The following is an 18,558-nucleotide window of genomic DNA, read 5'->3' on the forward strand; positions in this document are numbered from 1 at the left end:
AGAACGGGCCCGGCGGGTGGATGTCCACCCGCCGGGCCCGTTCGTGTGCGCTGCCCCGCTGCGGCTCAGAAGAGGTCGGGCGACGGCGTGCTGGCGTAGCGGATCGACACGTCCGCGTGGCGGTCGAAGCGGTAGCCGACCCCGCGCACGGTGCGCACGATGTCCTCGTAGCGACCGAGCTTGGCGCGGAGACGACGCACGTGGACGTCGATGGTCCGCTCGTTGGGCACTTCCTCGTCGTCGCCGGCCCGCCACAGGGACGAGATGAGCTCGGCACGCTCGATGGTGCGACCCTCGCGGAGCACGAGGTACTGCAGGAGCTCGAACTCCTTGTAGGTGAGGGCCGCGGGCTCGTTGTCGAGGACGAGGCGCTTGCGGGAGATGTCGACGACGACGCCGGCGTGGGCGACGTCCTGCTCCTCCTCGTCGACCTCGTCACGGTGGGCCGCGAGGGCCGACGGGTCCTGGAGGGCGAGGCGGACGACGTCGAGGTCGCGTCCGCCGGCACCGCGGGGTGCGAGGGCGACGGCGGCGTGCGTCTCGGCGTCAGGGGCGAACTGGGCGGTCAGGGCCTTGATGGCCTCGACGATCTCGCCGAGGCTCGTACCGGCTGCCTGCGCCTTGGCCTCGTCGAGTCCCACGTAGAGGACGAAGCCGCGGGCTTCCGGACCGGCCGGAACGGCGCGGACGTGCGGCGTCGCGGTACGAGGGGCGTCCTCGACGGCGGCGAGCTGGCGGGCGGGGCGGGTGGTGTGAACGGCTGCAAGAGACATGAGCGGGAAGTCCTCGGGGTGATGATGCTGCGGCGGATCGTGCGCGGTGCGCTCGGGCTGATCCCGCCTGCCGGTGGGCAGTGGCGGTCCCGCGATCCGGGAAGGTGGCGCGTCGGCCGGGTGCGGACGGGGTGCGTCCGGGAGTCGGCTCACCGGGTGGGGGAGCGACGGACTCTGTCGTGCTGGAGCAGTGGAGCGGATCCGACGGGATCGCTACCGATGCTGGAGGTGTCGGATCAGCGACACATTCGGCAGCACATGACCGCACGGCCGGGCATCATCATGCCGGCGTCCCCAGGGGCCTCGAAGGAGGTCAGGGTGGGCGCGTTGGTCGTCATAGTCCGCAATACAACAGGAACGGCCCGGATCCTGTCAAGTATCTGCGCCAGATGACGGTTTGTTGCGTGGGGGTGTTGCGGGCGCCCGTGGAACGGTTCGAGGCGGACCGCCGCCCGTCAGGGCGCCGATCCGCCTCGGGTGAGCGGGAGGTCGCGGCTCAGACGACGCCGTAGAGGCGGTCGCCGGCGTCGCCGAGGCCCGGCACGATGTAGCCGTTCTCGTCGAGGCGCTCGTCGAGGGCGCCGAGGACGATGGTGACGTCCTTGCCCGCGGTCTCGGCCTCGAGGCGCTCGAGGCCTTCGGGGGCGGCGAGCAGGCAGATCGCGGTGACGTGCACCGCTCCGCGCTGGAAGAGGAAGTCGATCGCGGCGGCGAGCGAGCCGCCGGTCGCGAGCATCGGGTCGAGGACGAAGCACTGGCGGTCGGAGAGGTCGTCCGGGAGTCGCTCGGCGTACGTGGTGGGCTCGAGCGTCTCCTCGTTGCGCACCATGCCGAGGAACCCGACCTCGGCCGTGGGGAGCAGCTTCACCATGCCCTCAAGCATGCCGAGTCCGGCGCGCAGGATCGGGACGACGAGTGGACGCGGCTCGCTGATCTTGACGCCGACGGTCTCGGTGACCGGGGTCTGGATCGTGATCTCCTCGACGGTGACGCCACGGGTCGCCTCGTAGGCGAGCAGGGTGACGAGTTCCTCGGTGAGGGCCCGGAACACGGGCGACGGTGTCGTCTTGTCGCGGAGCACCGTGAGCTTGTGGGTGATGAGAGGGTGGTCGGCTACGTGCACTCGCATACGATCAATCTAGTCGCTCGCGTGGTGACGAGGATTTCGGGGAGATGACGGATGCACGCACCGGCCGAGTTCGTCGCTTGGATGGACCTCGCCCTCGCCGAGGCGGAGGCGGCGCTGGAGACCGACGACGTCCCGGTCGGCGCCGTCCTCGTCGCTCCGGACGGGACCGTCGTCGCCGCAGGCCGCAACGAGCGGGAGCTGCACACCGACCCGACGGCCCACGCCGAGGTCGTCGCGATCCGTGCCGCCGCGAGCGCGCTCGGCGACTGGCACCTCACGGAGCTCACGCTCGTCGTCACCCTCGAGCCGTGCGTGATGTGCGCCGGAGCGATCCTCGCGGCCAGGATCCCGCGCGTCGTGTTCGGTGCCTGGGACGAGAAGGCCGGCGCGGTCGGCTCGGTCTACGACGTCCTGCGCGACCGGCGGTTGCAGCACCGCGTGGAGGTCTACGCCGGTGTCGAGGCCGAGCGCTGCTCGACGCTCCTCACCGACTTCTTCCGCGGGCCGAGCGGCGTCACAGCTCCTTGAGTCGCCCCCGGTCCTTGAGCCTGTCGAAGGGCTCCCAGCACTTCCGGAGGCCACTGTCGGTCGGTGATGGCAGGATCGCAGGATGCAACCCGGCGTGATCCTCGACATCGTCCTCGTCGTCATCCTGATCGTGTTCGTGATCCGCGGGTGGCGCGCCGGGCTCCTCGGGAGCCTCGGCGGACTGGTCGGCCTCGTGGCGGGTGGTGTGGGCGCCTTCTTCGCGATCCCGCTCGTCGCCTCCTGGGTTCCGGACATGGCCTGGCGGGGCTGGGCGGCCGTCGCCGCAGCCGTCGTCCTCTTGAGCATCGGGTACACGATCGGTGCCGTGATCGGTGGGGCCATCGGTTCGGTCGTCCGGAAGACCCCGCTGCGCGGGCTGGAGCGACTCCTGGGAGCCGCCCTCAACCTGGTCGTCACCGCGCTCGTGCTCGTCACCGCCGCGCTCGGTGTGGGGTCACTCGGCATCCCGCTCCTCGCGCAGGCCGTGGGGTCCTCGGCGGTGATCGGCACGATCGACCGCGTCACGCCCGTCCAGGTGAAGAGCACGCTCGCGCAGCTGCGTTCCACGGTGGTCGACGGCGGCGCGCAGCGAGTCATCGAGGCCTTCGGTGGAACGGCGGACGTCCCGGCGGCCCCGCAGCTCGACACCTCGACGCCGGCGCTGCAGACGGCGTCCGAGTCCGTCGTGCGCATCAGCGGCACCGCCGAGTCCTGTGCGCGGAGCCTCACCGGCAGCGGCTTCGTCTTCGCCGACGACCTGGTCATGACGAACGCGCACGTCCTCGCCGGCGTCAGCGAGCCCGTGGTCGAGGTCCCGGGGTCCATGCCCAAGCCGGGGCGGATCGTCTACTTCGACCCGGTCGACGACCTCGCCGTCATCCGCGTCGACGGGCTCGGTGCCAGGGTGCTGCCGCTCGCCCCGAACCCCGCGCCAGGGGCGAAGGCGGTCGTCGCCGGCTACCCGTTCGGCGGCCCGTACACCGCGGGTGGCGCGCAGGTCATCGTCGTCGGGCCGAGCCTCGTCGCCGACATCACCGGAGCGAACCCGACGAGCCGACAGGTGGTGACGCTGTCGGGGACGGTGCAGCCGGGGAACTCCGGCGGTCCGCTCCTCACCGAGTCCGGTGAGGTGGAGGGCGTCATCTTCGCTCGAGACGCGGACTCCGCGCCGATCGGCTACGCCTTGGCGATGGACGAGGTCCTGCCGGTCGTCGCGCTCGCGACCTCCCTCCAGTCGGCGGTGCCGTCGGGCGCCTGTCTCGCCGACTGACCCGATCCGGGCAGGTGCCGACGAGCACGCGGGTCCCTAGACTCGCAGGGTGAGTGAAACGATCAGCCTGCCCAGCATCGCCATCCTCGGAGCCGGTTCGATGGGAGGGGCCGTGCTGCGTGGCCTCGTCCAACCGGGTGTCGAGGTCGACGGTGGCATCACCGTCACGAACCGGACGATCGCCAAGGCGGAGGCCCTGGCCGAGCTGCCGGGGGTCACCTCGATCGCGCTCGAGCAGGATGCCGACGGCAACCGCCGGGCGGCGGCTGCGGCGAAGATCGTCCTGATCGGCGTGAAGCCCTATATGGTCGCCGACCTCCTCGCCGAGATCGCCGACGCGCTGCAGCCGGGGACGATCGTCGTGAGCCTCGCCGCAGGCATCCGCGGAGCCGCGTTCGAAGCCGCCCTGCCGGCGTCGGTGTCCGTGCTGCGGTCCATGCCGAACACCCCGTCCTACGTCGGCCTGGGGGTCACGGGGCTCGCCCCGGGCACCCGTTCCTCCGACGAGGACCTCGCCGTGGTGACCGCGCTCTTCGAGACGGTCGGCCAGGTCGTCGTCATCCCCGAGTCGAAGATCGACGCGCTGAGCGCCATCTCCGGCTCCGGTCCCGCCTACGTCTACTACCTCGTCGAGGAGCTGACCCGCACGGCGATCGGCCTCGGCTTCACGCCTGAGCAGGCGTCGCTGATGGTCAACGGCACCTTCCGGGGCGCCACGGAGTTGCTCGCGACGACGGGGGAGAGCGCCGAGCAGCTGCGCATCAACGTCACGAGCCCGAAGGGGACGACGGAGCGTGCGCTCGCGGTCCTCGCCGAGGCGGGCTTCAGTGAGACCTTCGACCGTGCCGCGGCGGCCGCGATCGCACGTGCCGAGGAGCTCTCGGCGTCCTGACCCGCTGAGGACCCGATCAGTCCAGCGACCGCACGAAGCAGTCGAGGCCGGGCCTGTCGTCCCAGGAGGCGACCGCGACGAAGCCGGACCGTCGGTAGAGCGCGATCGCTGCGGACCGCCAGTGCCAGACGGAGAGACGCACCGTGTCGTCGCCCCGTCGCCTGGCGGTGGTCGTCGCAGCCTCGAGCAGGGTCGCGGCCACGCCCCGGCGTCGGGCGCGAGGGTCGACCCAGAGGCGCTTGAGCTCCGGCGACGGGCCGGCCGTCAGCACGACGCAGCCGAGCACCCGACCGTCCTCGACAGCCAAGAGGATCTCGTCGGCGGCGAAGGCCGTGCCCGGGTCGGCGACCTCGGCCCGGTAGCGGGCGGGGAGGGTGGTCGTCGGAACGGCCTCGTCCTCACGCGGCTCCCGGCCGAGGAGTTTCTCGTGCTCGGTCCGCCGGTGGTACCCCTCGAGGAGCTCGGAGAACCGTTCGCGGTGGTGGGCGGTCGCCTCCGCCCATCGGTGGACGACGATCATGCGTCGCTCGTCTCGTCGAGCCCGAGGGTGGACAGCAGTCGGTCCAGCGCGGCGAGCTGGGCTGTGGCGTCGTAGTGGTCGTCGTCGGCCGTGCTCAGGGTGCTCACGCCCTCGATGAATCCGACGATGATCGTGGCCGTCGCCGCGACCTCGTCCGCGCTCAGCTCGGGCCGGATCTCGGCGACGAGGCGCCGGGTGCGGGCGACGAACACCGCGTGACCCGCTCGATGCCGTTCGGCGAGGACGTCGTCGTCGAGCGCCGCCGCGAGGTACCCCAGCCAGACTCTGGCCTCCTGGTGGGTCTCCTCGGTGAGGGAGAGGGCTTGGTGGAGGACGGCGCGCAGGGCGAGTCGTGGGGTGTCGGCGGACGCTTCGAGCTGGGCCGTACGCGCCGCCGTGCGTTCGTGGAGGAGGTCCCGTGCGTGCAGCAGCAGCGCCCGCTTGTCCGGGAAGCGGTGGAGGACGAGGCCGGTCGTGCACCCGGCGCGGTCTGCGACGGCGCGCAGGGTCAACCCCTGGGGACCGTGCTCGCCCAGCACCTCCCAGACCGCGCGGGAGATGCGCGCCTGCGCCTCGGGATCCTTCGTTCTGGCCATGTCCGTCTCACCTCGTGACAGATGTTACCGTAATGAGCGTTACGGAACGAAGGGACGTGGGATGACGATCACGATCGACCGGGCCGACTGGGCTGATGAGGCCGGAACCGAACTGCGCCGGGCACAGCGCGCCGAGCTCGACGCCCGCTACGGCAGCGACGACCATGAGCCGGGAACACCGCCGTCGGGGGACGACATCGCGGTCTTCCTCGTGGCGAGGGACGAGGTGGGCACGCCGGTCGGCTGCGGAGGCCTGCGGCTCCTCGGGGAGCAGCGTGCGGAGATCAAGCGCATGTTCGTGGCTCCTCAGGCGCGCGGCACCGGCGTCGCGGTCGCGGTGCTCCGAGCGCTCGAAGCCGAGGCAGGATCGCTCGGTGTCGTGGAGCTGCTGCTCGAGACGGGGACCGCGCAACCCGACGCGATGCGGTTCTACGAGCGCGAGGGATACTCGCCCATCCCCGCGTTCGGGCCCTACGTCGACGAACCCCTGTCGCGCTGCTACGCCCGCCGCATCGACTGAGTCGTCAGCCCTCGAGGGACGCGAAGCGTTCGATGTCGGCGGAGGTGCCCGAGACGATGATCAGATCGTGGTTCGAGACGACGGTGTCCGCGGTCGCGTAGGTGAACGGCTTCCCGGGTGACTTCACCCCGACGACCGTGATGCGGTACTTCGTGCGGACGCCCGACTCCGTCAGGTTGAGGCCGCGGATGGGCTTCGGCGGGTACATCTTCACGAGGGCGAAGTCGTCGTCGAACTGGATGAAGTCGAGCATCCGTCCCGACACGAGGTGCGCCACGCGCTCGCCGGCCTCCCGCTCGGGGTAGATGACATGGCTCGCGCCCACGCGGGCGAGGATCTTGCCGTGCGACTGGGAGACGGCCTTGGCCCAGATCTGCGGGATCTTGAGGTCGACGAGGTTCGCGGTGATGAGCACGCTCGCCTCGATCGAGGAGCCGACGGCCACGACGGCGACCGAGAAGTCCTGGGCGCCGATCTGGCGGAGGGCCTCGATGTTCTTCGCGTCGGCCTGCACGGTGTGGGTGACCCGGTCGGACCACTTCTGCACGAGGTCCGAGTTGTCGTCGATCGCGAGCACCTCGCGGTCGAGTCGGTCGAGCTCGCCGGCGCAGGCGGCGCCGAACCGTCCGAGTCCGATGACGAGGACCGGGGCGTCGTGCTTGATGCGGTCAACCAACGATGGGCCTCTCTTCGGGTCGCTTGAACAGCTGGCCGCTCTGGCTCGCGGCCACGGCTGCAGCGAGTGTCACTGTACCAACGCGGCCGAGGAACATGGTGACCGCGAGCACGTACACCCCGGCGTCGGGGAGGTCCGACACGAGGCCGGTGCTGAGGCCCACGGTCGCGAACGCCGAGATGACGTCGAAGAGCACGTGGTCGAGCGGTGCCTTGGTCATCTGCAGGATGACGATGGTGGACAGGGCGACGATGGTGGCACCCCAGAGGACGACGCTGACCGCGACGCGGAGCACGTCCTGCGGGATCCGACGTCGGAAGACCTCGACCCCTTCGCGGCCCCTCGCCTCGGCGAACGCCGCCAGGAACAGGACGGCGAGGGTGGTCACCTTGATCCCGCCCGCGGTGGACGCGGAGCCGCCGCCGATGAACATGAGCATGTCGGCGACGAGCAGGGTGGAGCCGTTGAGATCACCGATGTCGACGGTCGAGAACCCGCCCGACCGCGTCATCGCGGACAGGAAGAACCCTTGGAAGATCGTGTCCCACAGGTTCCACTTGTTCCACGTCTCGGGGTTGTTGAACTCGAGCAGGATGAAGGCGAGCGCGCCCGCGAAGAACAGGATGATCGTGGTCACGAGGGTGAGCTTGACGTGCAGCGACCACCGGCTCGGGCGCCGGAAGTTGCGGCTCAACGCGTAGATGACCGGGAAGCCGATGCTGCCGAGGAAGACCCCGAGCATGAGGATGCTCAGGAACCAGTAGTCGTTCTCGAAGGCCGCGAGGCCCTCGGCGTTCGGCGTGAAGCCGGTGTTCGTGAACGCCATGGCGGCGTAGTAGACGCTGTTCCAGGCGGCGTCCCACGGGTTGATGCCGTCGAGCAGCATCCGCGGGAACAGGAGGACCGCGAGCGCCGCCTCGATCACGAGGGCGCTCACGGCGACGGTGACGAGGAGGTTGCCGATCTCGCCGAGGCGGACGGCCTGGCCCTCGGCGACCGGCCCGTGGTGCGACCGCAGCGGGTTGGTGTCGCTCGCGGCCATGAGCTTCTGGCGCAGGCCGAGTCGTCGGGCGATGACGAAGCCGAGGATCGAGGCGAGCGTCAGGACGCCGAGGGCTCCGATCTGGACGCCGATGAACACCAGGACGTGCCCGAACAGGGACCAGTGCGTGGCCATGTCGACGGTGGAGAGCCCGGTGACGCAGATGACCGAGACCGCGGTGAACAGGGCGTCGGCGATCGGGGTCACCTCACGGTCCGCGCTCGCGATGGGGAGCGAGAACAGCATCGTGAACACGAAGATCAGGAAGCTGAACACGAGGATGGCGAACCGGGAGGTGGACTTCGCCGCGAAGTCGCTGACGGCCTCCCTGACCCGTGCGAGTCCGTGCCGCACGATGATCTCGGGACGACGACCCATGGTATTGCCGCTCATCTGACCCCTCAACACCTCAGGACTGCGCCGGAGGCAATGGTACTCCGCGCGCTCGATCACTATCGTTGGAGCATGGCCGACATTTTCGACGTGATCGCTGACACCACCAGGCGGGACATCCTCGCACTGCTGCTCGAACGGCACGGCGGAGCGGGGACGAGTGTCTCCGAGATCGTCGCGCAGCTCGGCCTCAGCCAGCCCACCGTGTCGAAGCACCTGAAGGTCCTCCGCGAAGCGGAACTCGTCGAGGTCCGCGAGGAAGGCCAGCACCGCTACTACAGCTTGGACTACGCCCCCCTCGAGGACGTGGAGGACTGGCTCATCCCGTTCCTCAGCGTCGATTACGCGGACGACGACGTCGACTTCGCCGCCCTCTCGCTGCCGGAGCAGGCGAAGGCGGTCGCGGGCTCGGTCGGGAAGGTCGCGGCGGACGTCACGCACGCGGTCCAGTCGGTCACGAAGAAGCTGCGCCCGTAGGCCTGCCGGTTCCATACCGTTCACCCAGGGGATGTACAGGCGGTCGTCGTCCCTCTAGAGTTGCCATGCGGCGATCCGGACCTCGGACCGCCGTTCCAGAGTGTCGCCAGGCGTACCGGAGGGGTTCGATGACGCAGGATGCTGCAGACGTCCGCTTCCTCACCGTGGCCGAAGTCGCCGAGATGATGCGCGTGTCCAAGATGACCGTGTACCGACTCGTGCATTCGGGGGAGCTCCCCGCCATCCGGTTCGGGAAGTCGTTCCGGGTTCCGGAGACGGCTGTCGATGCGGTCAGGCAGCGTCCTGTCGCCGACGCCGGCTGAGCGGTCTCCCGCTCCTACCAGCCTGCAGGCGAACGACGTGTGAACGACGCGCGCCGCAATCGGCTAGACTGGTGACAAGACTTGTTCTCTTCGGTCGCGATCCCTGCGGCCAAGCCCCCCAATTCTGTGAGGTAAATCCGTGGGTTCTGTTATCAAGAAGCGCCGCAAGCGTATGGCGAAGAAGAAGCACCGCAAGCTGCTTCGCAAGACCCGTCACCAGCGCCGCAACAAGAAGTAGCGGGCCGCTCCGTCAGGAGCGCTCGTCGACATCGCGTCCACCGGAAGCGCCGGCCCCTGAGGGCATGGCGCTTTCTGGCGTTGGCGCGGCGATCGGGCAACGCTCGCGCTGAGGGCCACGACGCTCCTCCACAAGCGAGCCAGGCAGCGACCGGTCCACAGCACCCCGCGGCACGCGGCCCCTCGGCCCGAGATCGTCGGCGGTCGTTCGTACCGTCGTCCCATGACCCGTGAACTCCCGCCCATCGCCCGCCGCAACCGTCGCGAACCCGCCTATCGAGTGCCGTTCATCGTCGAGCGGGACGACGCCCCGCGCTACCGGCTGCGGAACGTCAGCGACGAAGCCGTCCACTGGGTCGTCCTCCGGATGATCGGGCCGGGGTTGCTCTCGCCGCTGCAGCCGTGTCGGTTGACGCCGGGCAGCGCGCTCGAGTTCGAGGTGCTCGGCAGCACGCTCGCGCGTGCGAGCAGCGTGCAGGTGTCCTGGTTCCGCCCCGGCGGTCCCCAGTACCTGTGGCCCATCACCTTCTGACGGGCTGCGCGAGGGTGAGGCCTCAGCGCTCCTGGTCCCGTCGTGCCGCGAGCAGGTCGCGCGCGGTCAGTTTGTGCGTCCGCCCCGGGTACATGTCCGCGTCGAGACCCGTCACGAACTGCGCCGGATCCAGGTCGAGGGCGGTGCTCAGGCGGACCAGGGTCTCGACGCTCGGGTGCACCTGCCCGCGCTCGATCTTGCCGATGTTCGTCCAGTGCATGCCGGCGAGCACGCCGAGGTCCTCGAGGGTCAGCTGGCGCTCGTTGCGAGCGGCGCGGAGTCGCTCGCCGAGGATGGTCGCGGCTTCAGAGTGTGCAGGCATCACTCAATGACAACGGACCTCGACCGGCCGAGGCCAGAGCGTCTGGACCCGATGCTTCCGGCACCAGTGCTGCTGTCACTCTTCGTTTCGTCCGGTCGCACCCGAGCATCGTCGCAGACACCCGTCGGAAAAGCGACAGGTGTCGTCGGAAGACCGCGCCCGGGCCGTGGGCCACCCCGTACAGTGGAAGGGTGTCCGCTCTCCATCTCACGCTCATCGGCAAACCCGGTTGTCACCTCTGCGACGATGCGCGTGCCGTGATCGACGAGGTCGTCGCCGGTCTTCCCGCCGACGCTCCGGCGATCGAGCGGGAGGAACTGTCGATCCTCGACGACCCGATCCTGCACGACCGCCACTGGGAGGAGATCCCCGTCGTCCTCATCGACGGCAAGGTCCACAACTATTGGCGCATCGATCCCGACCGCTTGCGGGCGGCCCTGCTCGCCGGCTGAGTCGTCGGCCCAGCCGCCACCGTCCCGACCCATTGGAGTCCCCGTGACCATCCGCCACATCGTCAGCTGGAAGCTGGCCGCCACCGACGAGACCGAGCGCGACGCCGCCTTCGCCACGATGCAGGCGGAGCTGGAAGGCCTCGCCGCGGTCATGCCGGACGACATCGAGAGCCTGCAGGTCGGGCGCAACATCGCGTACCCGGAGAGCAACTGGGACGTCGTCCTGGTCGGCGACTACCCGTCCCTCGAGGCGCTTGAGCGGTACCAGGTGCACCCGGAGCACGTCCGCGTGGTGCAGATCGTGCGTCAGCTCGTCGTCGAGCGCTCCGCCGTGGACTTCGAGCTCGCGCGCTCCTGAGTCGTCAGTGACGGACCCCCTCGACGGCCGTGCCGTCGAGGTCGTCGTCGCGCCGGATCACGGCCGAGTAGCCCGCCGACTCCATGAGTCCCGCCGTCCGCTCCGCTTGACGCGTGCTGGTCTCGACGACGAGGTGGGCGCCAGCGGGGAGCCACTCCGACGACGCCGCGATGAGTCGCCGCTGGACGTCGAGGCCGTCCGCGCCGCCGTCGAGCGCGATCACCGCCTCGTGGTCGCGAGCCTCCCTCGGCATCAGGGAGATCGAGGCGCTCGGGACGTACGGGGCGTTCGCGACCAGGACGTCGATGGACCCGCGGAGACGGTCCGGCAGGCCACCGAAGAGGTCGCCCGCCACCACGGTCCCGCCGAGTGGCGCCAGGTTGCGACGGGCGCTCCGCACCGCGACCGGGTCGATGTCCGACGCCCAGAGCTCGAGACGGCCCGGCCACTCCGCGAGCAGCGCAGCACCGACCGGGGCGACACCGCAGCAGAGTTCGACCACCGTCGCGCCCTCGTGCAGGTGCGCGGATGCGAGCTCCACCAGGAGACCCGTCCGCTGGCGCGGCACGAAGACCCCCTCGTCGACGACGAGCCGATGGCCTCGGAACGCCACCCAGCCGAGGAGCTGTTCGAGCGGCCGCCCGTCGACCCGGGCCCGGACCATCGCTGCGAGCTCTTGCGGATCCGTCGCCTCCGCGAGGAGGAGGGCCGCCTCTTCCTCGGCGAACACGCACCCCGCGTCGCGCAGGCGCCGGACGACGGCGTCGGTCGCTGCACCCATCACATCGCACCCCTCGATCAGATGATCGAGGTTACCCGGCCGGCGGTGTCCGAGCCACGGACGGGACCGCCGGACTCGTCGCGGCTGTGCTCAGAGCTGTTCGGCTGCCGCGAGCACGCCGGGCAGCCAGGCGAGCGCGACGTCCTTCTTGCGTTCGAAGCCACCGTCGTCGTGGAGCCCGAACTCGCCGAAGCGGGTGGCCCCGTTCTCCGTCAACAGGGCGTCGAGCAGGGAGCTGCCCTGGTTGTAGGTGTCCTCGTAGCTGCTGTCGCCGAGACCGAAGATGGCGTAGCGGATCCCGTCGAGGTCGGTACCCGACTCTTCGAGCGCCTCGTAGAAGATCTGGCCGGTCTCACCGAGGAGGCCGTCGCCGTACGTCGAGGTGATGAAGATGTGGATCTCGTCGGCCGAGAGCTCGTCGGGGGATACGTCGCCGAGGTCGACGACGCGCCACTCGTGCTGCGAGCCGATGGCCTTGCCGAGGTCGTTGGCGAGCCGTTCGGCGTTGCCGGACTCGGTTCCGTAGAGGATGACGATCTTCATGGGTGTCCTCTCTACGGGGCGAGGCGGGTCGGGCCGCGGAACAGGTAGGTCACCTCGCGGATCGAGGTCTCGTGCAGCATGAGCATCAGCACGCGGGCCAGGCCCATGCCGAAGCCGCCGTGCGCCGGGACGCCGTAGCGGAAGAAGTCGAGGTAGAACTCGAGCTCCTCGGGCTCGAGGCCCTTCTCCTTCGCCTGCTCGATGAGCACCTCGACGCGGTGCTCGCGCTGTGCACCCGTGGAGATCTCGACACCGTTGTAGATGAGGTCGTAGCTGTTGGTGAGCGAGCCGTCCTCGCTGTTGCGCATGTGGTAGAACGGCCGGATGCTCGAGGCGTAGTCGGTGAGGAAGACGAACTCGTGGCCGTAGGTCTCCTTGACGTAGGCCGCGATCTGGCGCTCGCCCTCGGGGTCCATGTCGTCGTCGGCACGGGGCACCTCGTAGCCGCGCTCGGCGACGATGCGCTTGGCCTCGGCCAGCGGGATGCGCGGGAACGGACGGGAGGGGACCTCGAGCTCGATGCCGAAGAGTTCCGCGATCTGCTCGCCGTGCTTGGCCTTGACGGCCGTGAAGCCGGCGACGAGGAGCTCCTCGTGCAGCGTCATGACGTCCTCGTGCGAGTCGATCCAGCTGATCTCGGCGTCGACGCTCGTGAACTCGGTCGCGTGACGGCTCGTGAACGAGGGGTCGGCGCGGAACGCGGGACCGACCTCGAACACCTTGCCGAAGCCGGCGGACTGCGCCATCTGCTTGAAGAACTGCGGTGACTGCGCGAGGTACGCCTTGCCCTCGAAGTAGTCGACCTCGAAGAGCTCGGCACGCGACTCGCTCGCGCTCGCCATGAGCTTCGGGGTGTGGATCTCGATGAAGTCGTTGTCGATCCAGTACTGACGCAACGCGTGCTCGAACGTGGTCTGGATGCGGAAGATGAGGGCCTGCTTCGGCTGGCGCAGGTCGAGGAAGCGCCAGTCGAGGCGCTTGTCGAGTGAGGAGTCCGCCGCGATCGGCGTCTCGGGGTTCGCCGCGGTGACGACGTCCAGGGTGGCCACCTTGACCTCGATGCCACCGAGCTTGACCCGCTCGTCGTGCTTGAGCTCGCCGGTGACGGTGATGAAGGAGCCGTGCGCGAGGGCTGAGATGGCCTCTGTGGTGGCGAGGCGCTCGGCGGAACCCTCGACCTCGGGGTCGAGCTCCCGGACGGCCGGGTTCACCAGCTGCACGGCGCCGCTCTCGTCCCGGAGGACGACGAACTGCACCTTCTTCTGGTCGCGGACGGTCTCGACCCATCCGGAGACGGTGACGGGACCGTCGGACAGGGCGGCCAGGTTCTTCACAACGACGCGTTCACTCACCCCGACAGCTTAGCCGTCGCTCGTCGTTCGGATCCGGACGGAGGTCACGGTGAATCCGCAGCTTGGGGAAACGTACACTTGGAGGGTGGTAGCCGACCAGATCCATCTCGTGCGTCACGGCGAGGTGTACAACCCTTCTCGTGTGCTCTACGGTCGACTCCCCGCGTTCCGGCTGTCAGAGCTCGGCGAGCGCATGGCTCAGGCCGCCGCCGACGACCTCGTGAGCCGCGACCGCCCGATCGGCGCCCTGTATGCGTCGCCGCTGCAGCGCACGCAGGAGTCCGCCGCCCCGGTCGCCGCCGCATTCGACCTCGCGATCGTCGCCGAGCCCCGGGTCATCGAGCCGTTCAACGAGTTCGAGGGCAAGCGGATGAGCCGTGCGCTCAAGAACCCGCTCAACTGGGCCAAGCTCCGCAACCCGTCCCGGCCGAGCTGGGGCGAGCCCTACGCGTCGATCGTGAACCGCATGACGGCCGCGATCGAGGACGCCTGGCGGGCGACACCGTCGGGCGATGTCGTCCTCGTCAGCCACCAGTTGCCGATCTGGATGATGCACAGCTCCGTGGTGGGTGCGCCGTACCGTCACGACCCCCGCCGACGCCGGTGCGCACTGTCGAGCATCACCTCCTTCGAACGCACCGAGCACGGCTTCCTGGAGGTCGGCTACGTCGACCCGGCAGCACGTCTCGCGTCCGGCGCCACCGATGTCGGTGCCGTCTGATGGCCCGCAGATCGAGGACGTTCGCCGTCGCCGCCGTGTTGGCCGTCGGGGCACTCCTGCTGACGGCCTGCGGCAGCGACCCGCTCGCGGACCAGTACCGCGAGGGCAGCAGCAAGGGGTACGTCGCGGGTGACGGAAGCGTGACCGAGGTCGCCGTCGAGGACCGCGGCGAGCCGATCACCTTCTCGGGCGTCGGCGAGGACGGCGAGCAGATCTCCTCCACGGACCACGCCGGCCAGGTCATCGTCGTGAACTTCTGGTACGCCGCTTGCGCGCCGTGCCGTGCCGAGGCGAAGGACCTCGAATCGTTGAACGCCGACTACACCGGCAAGGGCGCGACGTTCATCGGGGTCAACGTGCGCGACACGGCCGACACGGCGAAGGCCTTCAACGGCACCTTCGGCATCACCTACCCCTCCATCCTCGACGTCGACAGCGGCGAGGCGAAGCTCGCGTTCACCGGCAACGTGCCGCCGAACGCCGTGCCGACCACGATCGTCCTCGACGCCGAGGGTCGGGTCGCCGCGCGCATCCTCGGGCAGCTGCAGGACCGCACCATCCTCGACACCCTCATCCGCGACACGATCGCCGAGAGCTCCGCAGAGTGAGTCCGGGCGAGCTCGTCTACGGCGGCCAGCTCCTCGTGGCGATCCCGATCGCCATCGCGGCCGGTCTGCTGTCGTTCCTCTCGCCGTGCGTGCTCCCGCTCGTCCCCGGCTACCTCGGGTACGTCGGCGGCATGACGACGGTCGAGGAGGGGCGGTCCGCGGCCGGGCGCCGACGCGTCCTGCTCGGCGTCAGCCTCTTCATCCTCGGGTTCACCGTCGTGTTCGTGGCGATCGCCGCGTTCGTCGGCACCGTCGGCGCCTGGGTCGTCGAATGGGAGGGCGTGATCACCCGCGTCCTCGGCGCGGTGGTCATCCTCATGGGGCTCATCTTCATCGGACAGTTCTCCCGGCTCCAGCGGACGGTCCGCACGAGTTGGGCGCCGGCGACGGGCATCGCGGGTGCGCCCCTCCTCGGCTTCGTCTTCGCCATCGGGTGGACCCCCTGCCTCGGTCCCACGCTCACCGCGATCAGCGCCCTCTCGCTCTCCGGCGGCTCCGCCTGGCGAGGCGCCCTCCTCGGCCTGTTCTACTGCCTCGGCCTCGGCATCCCCTTCCTCCTCGTCGCGCTCGGACTCGGTTGGGTCACGGGGTCGCTGGCGTTCCTCAAACGGCACATCCGCACGATCAACATCGTCGGCGGCGTGCTCCTCATCGTGATCGGCGTGTTGATGGTCTCTGGTCTCTGGTCCGCATGGATGTACTCGTTGCAGGGGGTGATGAGCGGCCTTGTCACGCCCCTCTGATCACATCGATTCCGTCGCCCCGGCTCCGGCCGACGGCGTGAACCAGCCGAAGCTCGGCTTCGTCGGGTGGCTCCGGTTCTTCTGGCGCCAGCTCACGAGCATGCGCACGGCGCTCTTCCTGCTCCTCCTCCTCGCGATCGCCGCGGTCCCCGGCTCGCTCGTGCCGCAGCGGTCGAGCGACCCGAACGGTGTCACGCAGTACTTCACCGACAACCCGGACCTCGCGCCGATCCTCGACAAGGTCCAGGCCTTCGACGTCTACAGTTCGGCGTGGTTCTCCGCGATCTACCTCCTGCTGTTCATCTCGCTCATCGGTTGTGTGATCCCGCGGACGAAGCACCACTGGCAGGCACTCCGGTCCCGCCCGCCCCGCACGCCGGCGCGCCTGTCCCGGCTCTCCGCGTTCGAGCGCCGCAGTGACGACAGCGGGGCGACCCCCACCGAGCTCATCGACGACGCGACGAAGCAGCTGAAGCGGCAGGGCTACCGGGTCGAACGCTACGACGCCGAGGGCTCCGCTTCCGTATCGGCCGAGCGCGGCTTCCTCCGTGAGACCGGCAACCTCGTCTTCCACTCGGCGCTCGTCGGCATCCTCGTGACGGTCGGCTTCGGCGGCGGCTTCGGGTTCTCCGGGCAGCGGGTCCTCGTCGAGGGACAGACCTTCGTCAACACCCTGCTCGACTACGACTCCTTCAACCCGGGCCGCTTCTTCAACGAGTCGGAACTCGCGCCGTACAAGCTGACGCTCGACGAGTTCGGCGTGACGTACGAGACCGAGAACCTCGACGCCTACGGTCAGGCGATCGACTACCGCGCCAAGGTCACCGCGACCTCACCCGGTGGGAAGCCGCAGGACGCGACGATCAAGGTCAACGACCCGCTGCGGTTCGAGGGCACCGACGTGTACCTCCTCGGCAACGGCTACGCGCCGACGATCACGGTCCGCGACCCGGAGGGCAAGGTCGTCTTCAGCGACTCGATCCCGTTCCTCCCGCAGGACGCGCAGCTCACCTCGCTCGGCATCGTCAAGATCCCGGACGGTCTGGCCGAGCAGCTCGGCATGATCGGCTTCTTCTACCCGACGCAGGCCGCGTCCAAGCCGCCGTTCTTCTCCTCGTACCCCGACCTCGCGTACCCGGTGTTGACGCTCAACGTCTACTCCGGCGACCTCGGCATCAACGCCGGCGCTCCGAAGTCGGTCTACGCGCTGGACGTCGACGACATGAAGCAGCTCACGGGTGGCGACACCGGCGTCGAATCCATCGAACTCTCGCCCGGTCAGATCACCGACCTGCCGAACGGGCTCGGGACGGTGTCGTTCGACAACGTGGCCGCCAACCCGTCGACGGAGAACTACGCCGGCTCGGTCAAGCGGTTCGCCTCGTTCGACGTCCACCACGATCCGACCCAGCTGTGGGTGCTCGCGTTCGCCATCCTCGCGTTGTCCGGCCTCATCACCTCGCTGTTCGTCGCCAGGCGCCGCGTGTGGGTGAAGGCCGTGGCCGGTGCCGACGGCACGGTCTCGCTCGAATACGCCGGCCTCGCCCGTGGCGAGGACCCCGGCCTCGAGGCCGCGGTTGAAGCGATCGCGGAAGCCCACAGCCCAACGCCTGTCCCGTCCGAACCCGAAGGTAGAATCGCCCCGTGACCCTCGTCGAAATCTCGAACCTCTGCCTCTGGTCGGCTGTCGCCGTCTACGCGCTGGCGTTCATCGCCTTCACGTTCGACCTCGCGCGCCGGAGCGCCGAGGTCACCGCGGCGATCGACGCCGCCGAACGCGAGCGCGTCGCGCAGCCCGCTGCCCAGGAACGCGTCGGTGCCCTCGCCAACGCGAACGGCGGTTCGGTCGCGCCGATCAGCACGAGCGACGGCGTGGTCCGCAAGTCCCGCCGCCCGGCGGACGAGCCCGAGCAGCAGGCGTCGCGCAAGTCGCCGAGCCTCCGGGTCGGTGTCTCGCTCACCGTCATCGCCTTCCTGCTCCACCTCGTGGCCGACGTCACGCGAGGGATCGCCGCCGGTCGTGTCCCGTGGGCGAACATGTACGAGTTCGCGATGACGGGCACGCTGCTCATCGTCGCCGTGTTCCTCGTCGTCATCACGCGCGTCGACCTCCGCTTCCTCGGCAGCTTCGTCATCGGTCTCGTCACGGTCCTGCTCGGCCTCGCGACGGCCAATTTCTACGTCGAGGTCGTCCCGCTGCCACCGGCGCTGCAGTCCGCCTGGTTGGTCATCCACGTGTTCGTCGCGAGCCTCGGCACGGCGTTCTTCGCGATCGGCTTCGCGCTGAGTGTCGTGCAGCTCCTGCAGGGACGCCGTGAGCGCCGACTCGGGCTGGTGCAGCCCGCGCAGAGCTCGGGGCGACTCCGCTTCCTGCTCACCCTGCCGAACGCGGAACGCCTCGAGAACCTCGCCTACCGCGTGAACATCATCGGGTTCATCTTCTGGACGTTCACCCTCATGGCCGGCGCCATCTGGGCCGAGCGGGCCTGGGGCCGGTACTGGGGCTGGGACACCAAAGAGGTGTGGACCTTCATCATCTGGGTGATCTTCGCCGGGTACATCCACGCGAGGGCGACCCGCGGTTGGCGCGGATCCCGGGCGGCGACGCTCGCGATCATCGGCTTCAGTGCCGTGATGTTCAACTTCGTCGTGGTCAACGTCTTCTTCAAGGGCCTGCACGCCTACAGCGGCCTGTAAGCGGGACCGGTCCCCGAAGCGGCCCCTGACCCCGGTCCCTGAACCCCTCCGCCGGTCCCTGAGCTTGTCGACG

The 18,558-nt window shown here is 69.4% G+C and carries 25 protein-coding genes; 15 read left to right on the forward strand and 10 right to left on the reverse strand.

Translation table 11 applies throughout. The features are described 5' to 3' along the window. Positions 1–65 precede the first annotated feature (65 nt). Together ASF68_RS16830 and upp are read right to left on the reverse strand one after the other, a co-directional pair. Entirely contained in the window at positions 66–773 is a 708-nt protein-coding gene (locus tag ASF68_RS16830; protein ID WP_056013867.1) for a winged helix-turn-helix domain-containing protein, read from the reverse strand. Between the two features lie 496 nt (positions 774–1,269). After that, positions 1,270–1,902, reverse strand: a complete 633-nt coding sequence (gene upp, locus ASF68_RS16835; RefSeq protein ID WP_056013869.1) for a uracil phosphoribosyltransferase — start codon at positions 1,900–1,902, stop codon at positions 1,270–1,272. Between the two features lie 51 nt (positions 1,903–1,953). Here upp and tadA point away from each other — a divergent pair, with 51 nt between their 5' ends. The 3 genes from tadA (at position 1,954) to proC (ending at position 4,592) form a co-directional block, all read left to right on the forward strand. Next, the gene (tadA, locus tag ASF68_RS16840) at positions 1,954–2,430 is read left to right on the forward strand and encodes a tRNA adenosine(34) deaminase TadA (protein ID WP_056013872.1); all 477 of its coding nucleotides are present in this window, start codon (positions 1,954–1,956) and stop codon (positions 2,428–2,430) included. An 82-nt stretch (positions 2,431–2,512) separates the two neighbouring features. Further along, positions 2,513–3,700 carry a MarP family serine protease gene (locus tag ASF68_RS16845; RefSeq protein WP_056013874.1) on the forward strand — a complete coding sequence of 396 codons (1,188 nt, stop codon included), beginning with the start codon at positions 2,513–2,515 and terminating at the stop codon, positions 3,698–3,700. 49 nt (positions 3,701–3,749) lie between these two features. Beyond that, the gene (gene proC / locus ASF68_RS16850; protein ID WP_082498780.1) at positions 3,750–4,592 is read left to right on the forward strand and encodes a pyrroline-5-carboxylate reductase; all 843 of its coding nucleotides are present in this window, start codon (positions 3,750–3,752) and stop codon (positions 4,590–4,592) included. Positions 4,593–4,608: 16 nt separating this feature from the next. Here proC and ASF68_RS16855 read toward each other — a convergent pair whose 3' ends face one another. Continuing rightward, on the reverse strand, positions 4,609–5,112 hold the full coding sequence (locus tag ASF68_RS16855) for a GNAT family N-acetyltransferase (protein ID WP_056013876.1): 504 nt from the start codon (positions 5,110–5,112) through the stop codon (positions 4,609–4,611). Beyond that, on the reverse strand, positions 5,109–5,708 hold the full coding sequence (locus ASF68_RS16860) for a TetR/AcrR family transcriptional regulator (RefSeq protein WP_056013879.1): 600 nt from the start codon (positions 5,706–5,708) through the stop codon (positions 5,109–5,111). The genes ASF68_RS16855 and ASF68_RS16860 overlap by 4 nt, the downstream gene beginning before the upstream one ends. 61 nt (positions 5,709–5,769) lie before the next feature. Between ASF68_RS16860 and ASF68_RS16865 the strand changes: the two genes are divergently transcribed. Further along, positions 5,770–6,228: a GNAT family N-acetyltransferase gene (locus ASF68_RS16865; RefSeq protein WP_056013882.1), complete on the forward strand. Its 459-nt coding sequence runs from the start codon at positions 5,770–5,772 to the stop codon at positions 6,226–6,228. A 4-nt stretch (positions 6,229–6,232) separates the two neighbouring features. Here ASF68_RS16865 and ASF68_RS16870 read toward each other — a convergent pair whose 3' ends face one another. Both ASF68_RS16870 and ASF68_RS16875 read right to left on the reverse strand, forming a co-directional pair. Further along, positions 6,233–6,904 carry a TrkA family potassium uptake protein gene (locus ASF68_RS16870; protein ID WP_056013885.1) on the reverse strand — a complete coding sequence of 224 codons (672 nt, stop codon included), beginning with the start codon at positions 6,902–6,904 and terminating at the stop codon, positions 6,233–6,235. Continuing rightward, a complete protein-coding gene (locus ASF68_RS16875; RefSeq protein WP_056013887.1) occupies positions 6,897–8,339 on the reverse strand; it encodes a TrkH family potassium uptake protein in 1,443 nt (480 codons plus the stop codon). The genes ASF68_RS16870 and ASF68_RS16875 overlap by 8 nt, the downstream gene beginning before the upstream one ends. Before the next feature lie 72 nt (positions 8,340–8,411). Between ASF68_RS16875 and ASF68_RS16880 the strand changes: the two genes are divergently transcribed. The 4 genes from ASF68_RS16880 to ASF68_RS16890 all read left to right on the forward strand — a co-directional run bounded on the left by ASF68_RS16880 (position 8,412) and on the right by ASF68_RS16890 (position 9,908). Then, entirely contained in the window at positions 8,412–8,816 is a 405-nt protein-coding gene (locus ASF68_RS16880; protein ID WP_056014679.1) for a helix-turn-helix transcriptional regulator, read from the forward strand. Positions 8,817–8,944: 128 nt separating this feature from the next. Continuing rightward, positions 8,945–9,139: a helix-turn-helix domain-containing protein gene (locus ASF68_RS16885; protein ID WP_056013890.1), complete on the forward strand. Its 195-nt coding sequence runs from the start codon at positions 8,945–8,947 to the stop codon at positions 9,137–9,139. A 139-nt stretch (positions 9,140–9,278) separates the two neighbouring features. After that, the gene (locus ASF68_RS18585) at positions 9,279–9,377 is read left to right on the forward strand and encodes a 30S ribosomal protein bS22 (RefSeq protein WP_003792170.1); all 99 of its coding nucleotides are present in this window, start codon (positions 9,279–9,281) and stop codon (positions 9,375–9,377) included. A 222-nt stretch (positions 9,378–9,599) separates the two neighbouring features. Continuing rightward, complete coding sequence (locus tag ASF68_RS16890) at positions 9,600–9,908, forward strand: hypothetical protein (RefSeq protein WP_056013893.1); 309 nt, start codon at positions 9,600–9,602, stop codon at positions 9,906–9,908. A gap of 22 nt (positions 9,909–9,930) precedes the next feature. Here ASF68_RS16890 and ASF68_RS16895 read toward each other — a convergent pair whose 3' ends face one another. Further along, positions 9,931–10,230: a helix-turn-helix domain-containing protein gene (locus tag ASF68_RS16895; protein ID WP_056013896.1), complete on the reverse strand. Its 300-nt coding sequence runs from the start codon at positions 10,228–10,230 to the stop codon at positions 9,931–9,933. A gap of 191 nt (positions 10,231–10,421) precedes the next feature. On the opposite strand from ASF68_RS16895, the gene ASF68_RS16900 reads away from it, so the two are divergent. Beyond that, positions 10,422–10,682: a glutaredoxin family protein gene (locus ASF68_RS16900; protein ID WP_056013899.1), complete on the forward strand. Its 261-nt coding sequence runs from the start codon at positions 10,422–10,424 to the stop codon at positions 10,680–10,682. Between the two features lie 43 nt (positions 10,683–10,725). After that, entirely contained in the window at positions 10,726–11,040 is a 315-nt protein-coding gene (locus tag ASF68_RS16905) for a Dabb family protein (protein ID WP_056013904.1), read from the forward strand. A gap of 4 nt (positions 11,041–11,044) precedes the next feature. Here the strand turns inward: ASF68_RS16905 and ASF68_RS16910 are convergent, their stop codons facing one another. The 3 genes from ASF68_RS16910 to aspS all read right to left on the reverse strand — a co-directional run bounded on the left by ASF68_RS16910 (position 11,045) and on the right by aspS (position 13,716). Then, positions 11,045–11,821 carry a putative protein N(5)-glutamine methyltransferase gene (locus ASF68_RS16910; RefSeq protein ID WP_056013907.1) on the reverse strand — a complete coding sequence of 259 codons (777 nt, stop codon included), beginning with the start codon at positions 11,819–11,821 and terminating at the stop codon, positions 11,045–11,047. Between the two features lie 90 nt (positions 11,822–11,911). After that, positions 11,912–12,364, reverse strand: a complete 453-nt coding sequence (locus ASF68_RS16915) for a flavodoxin domain-containing protein (protein ID WP_056013909.1) — start codon at positions 12,362–12,364, stop codon at positions 11,912–11,914. An 11-nt stretch (positions 12,365–12,375) separates the two neighbouring features. Continuing rightward, positions 12,376–13,716, reverse strand: coding sequence for an aspartate--tRNA(Asn) ligase (aspS, locus tag ASF68_RS16920; protein ID WP_056013912.1), 1,341 nt, complete (start codon positions 13,714–13,716; stop codon positions 12,376–12,378). Positions 13,717–13,801: 85 nt separating this feature from the next. Between aspS and ASF68_RS16925 the strand changes: the two genes are divergently transcribed. Genes ASF68_RS16925 through ccsB form a run of 5 tightly spaced genes read left to right on the forward strand, consistent with a single transcriptional unit; the run spans position 13,802 to position 18,485 of the window. Further along, on the forward strand, positions 13,802–14,437 hold the full coding sequence (locus ASF68_RS16925) for a histidine phosphatase family protein (RefSeq protein WP_056013916.1): 636 nt from the start codon (positions 13,802–13,804) through the stop codon (positions 14,435–14,437). Then, on the forward strand, positions 14,437–15,045 hold the full coding sequence (locus tag ASF68_RS16930) for a TlpA disulfide reductase family protein (RefSeq protein WP_056013919.1): 609 nt from the start codon (positions 14,437–14,439) through the stop codon (positions 15,043–15,045). The genes ASF68_RS16925 and ASF68_RS16930 overlap by 1 nt, the downstream gene beginning before the upstream one ends. Beyond that, positions 15,042–15,788 carry a cytochrome c biogenesis CcdA family protein gene (locus ASF68_RS16935; RefSeq protein ID WP_056013922.1) on the forward strand — a complete coding sequence of 249 codons (747 nt, stop codon included), beginning with the start codon at positions 15,042–15,044 and terminating at the stop codon, positions 15,786–15,788. Before ASF68_RS16930 ends, ASF68_RS16935 begins: the two co-directional genes overlap by 4 nt. After that, complete coding sequence (locus tag ASF68_RS16940) at positions 15,772–17,436, forward strand: cytochrome c biogenesis protein ResB (protein WP_056013925.1); 1,665 nt, start codon at positions 15,772–15,774, stop codon at positions 17,434–17,436. The genes ASF68_RS16935 and ASF68_RS16940 overlap by 17 nt, the downstream gene beginning before the upstream one ends. Beyond that, positions 17,433–18,485 carry a c-type cytochrome biogenesis protein CcsB gene (gene ccsB, locus ASF68_RS16945; RefSeq protein ID WP_056013928.1) on the forward strand — a complete coding sequence of 351 codons (1,053 nt, stop codon included), beginning with the start codon at positions 17,433–17,435 and terminating at the stop codon, positions 18,483–18,485. Before ASF68_RS16940 ends, ccsB begins: the two co-directional genes overlap by 4 nt. The last annotated feature ends 73 nt before the right edge of the window (positions 18,486–18,558 follow it).

Source organism: Plantibacter sp. Leaf314 (assembly GCF_001423185.1).
GTDB lineage: Bacteria > Actinomycetota > Actinomycetes > Actinomycetales > Microbacteriaceae > Plantibacter.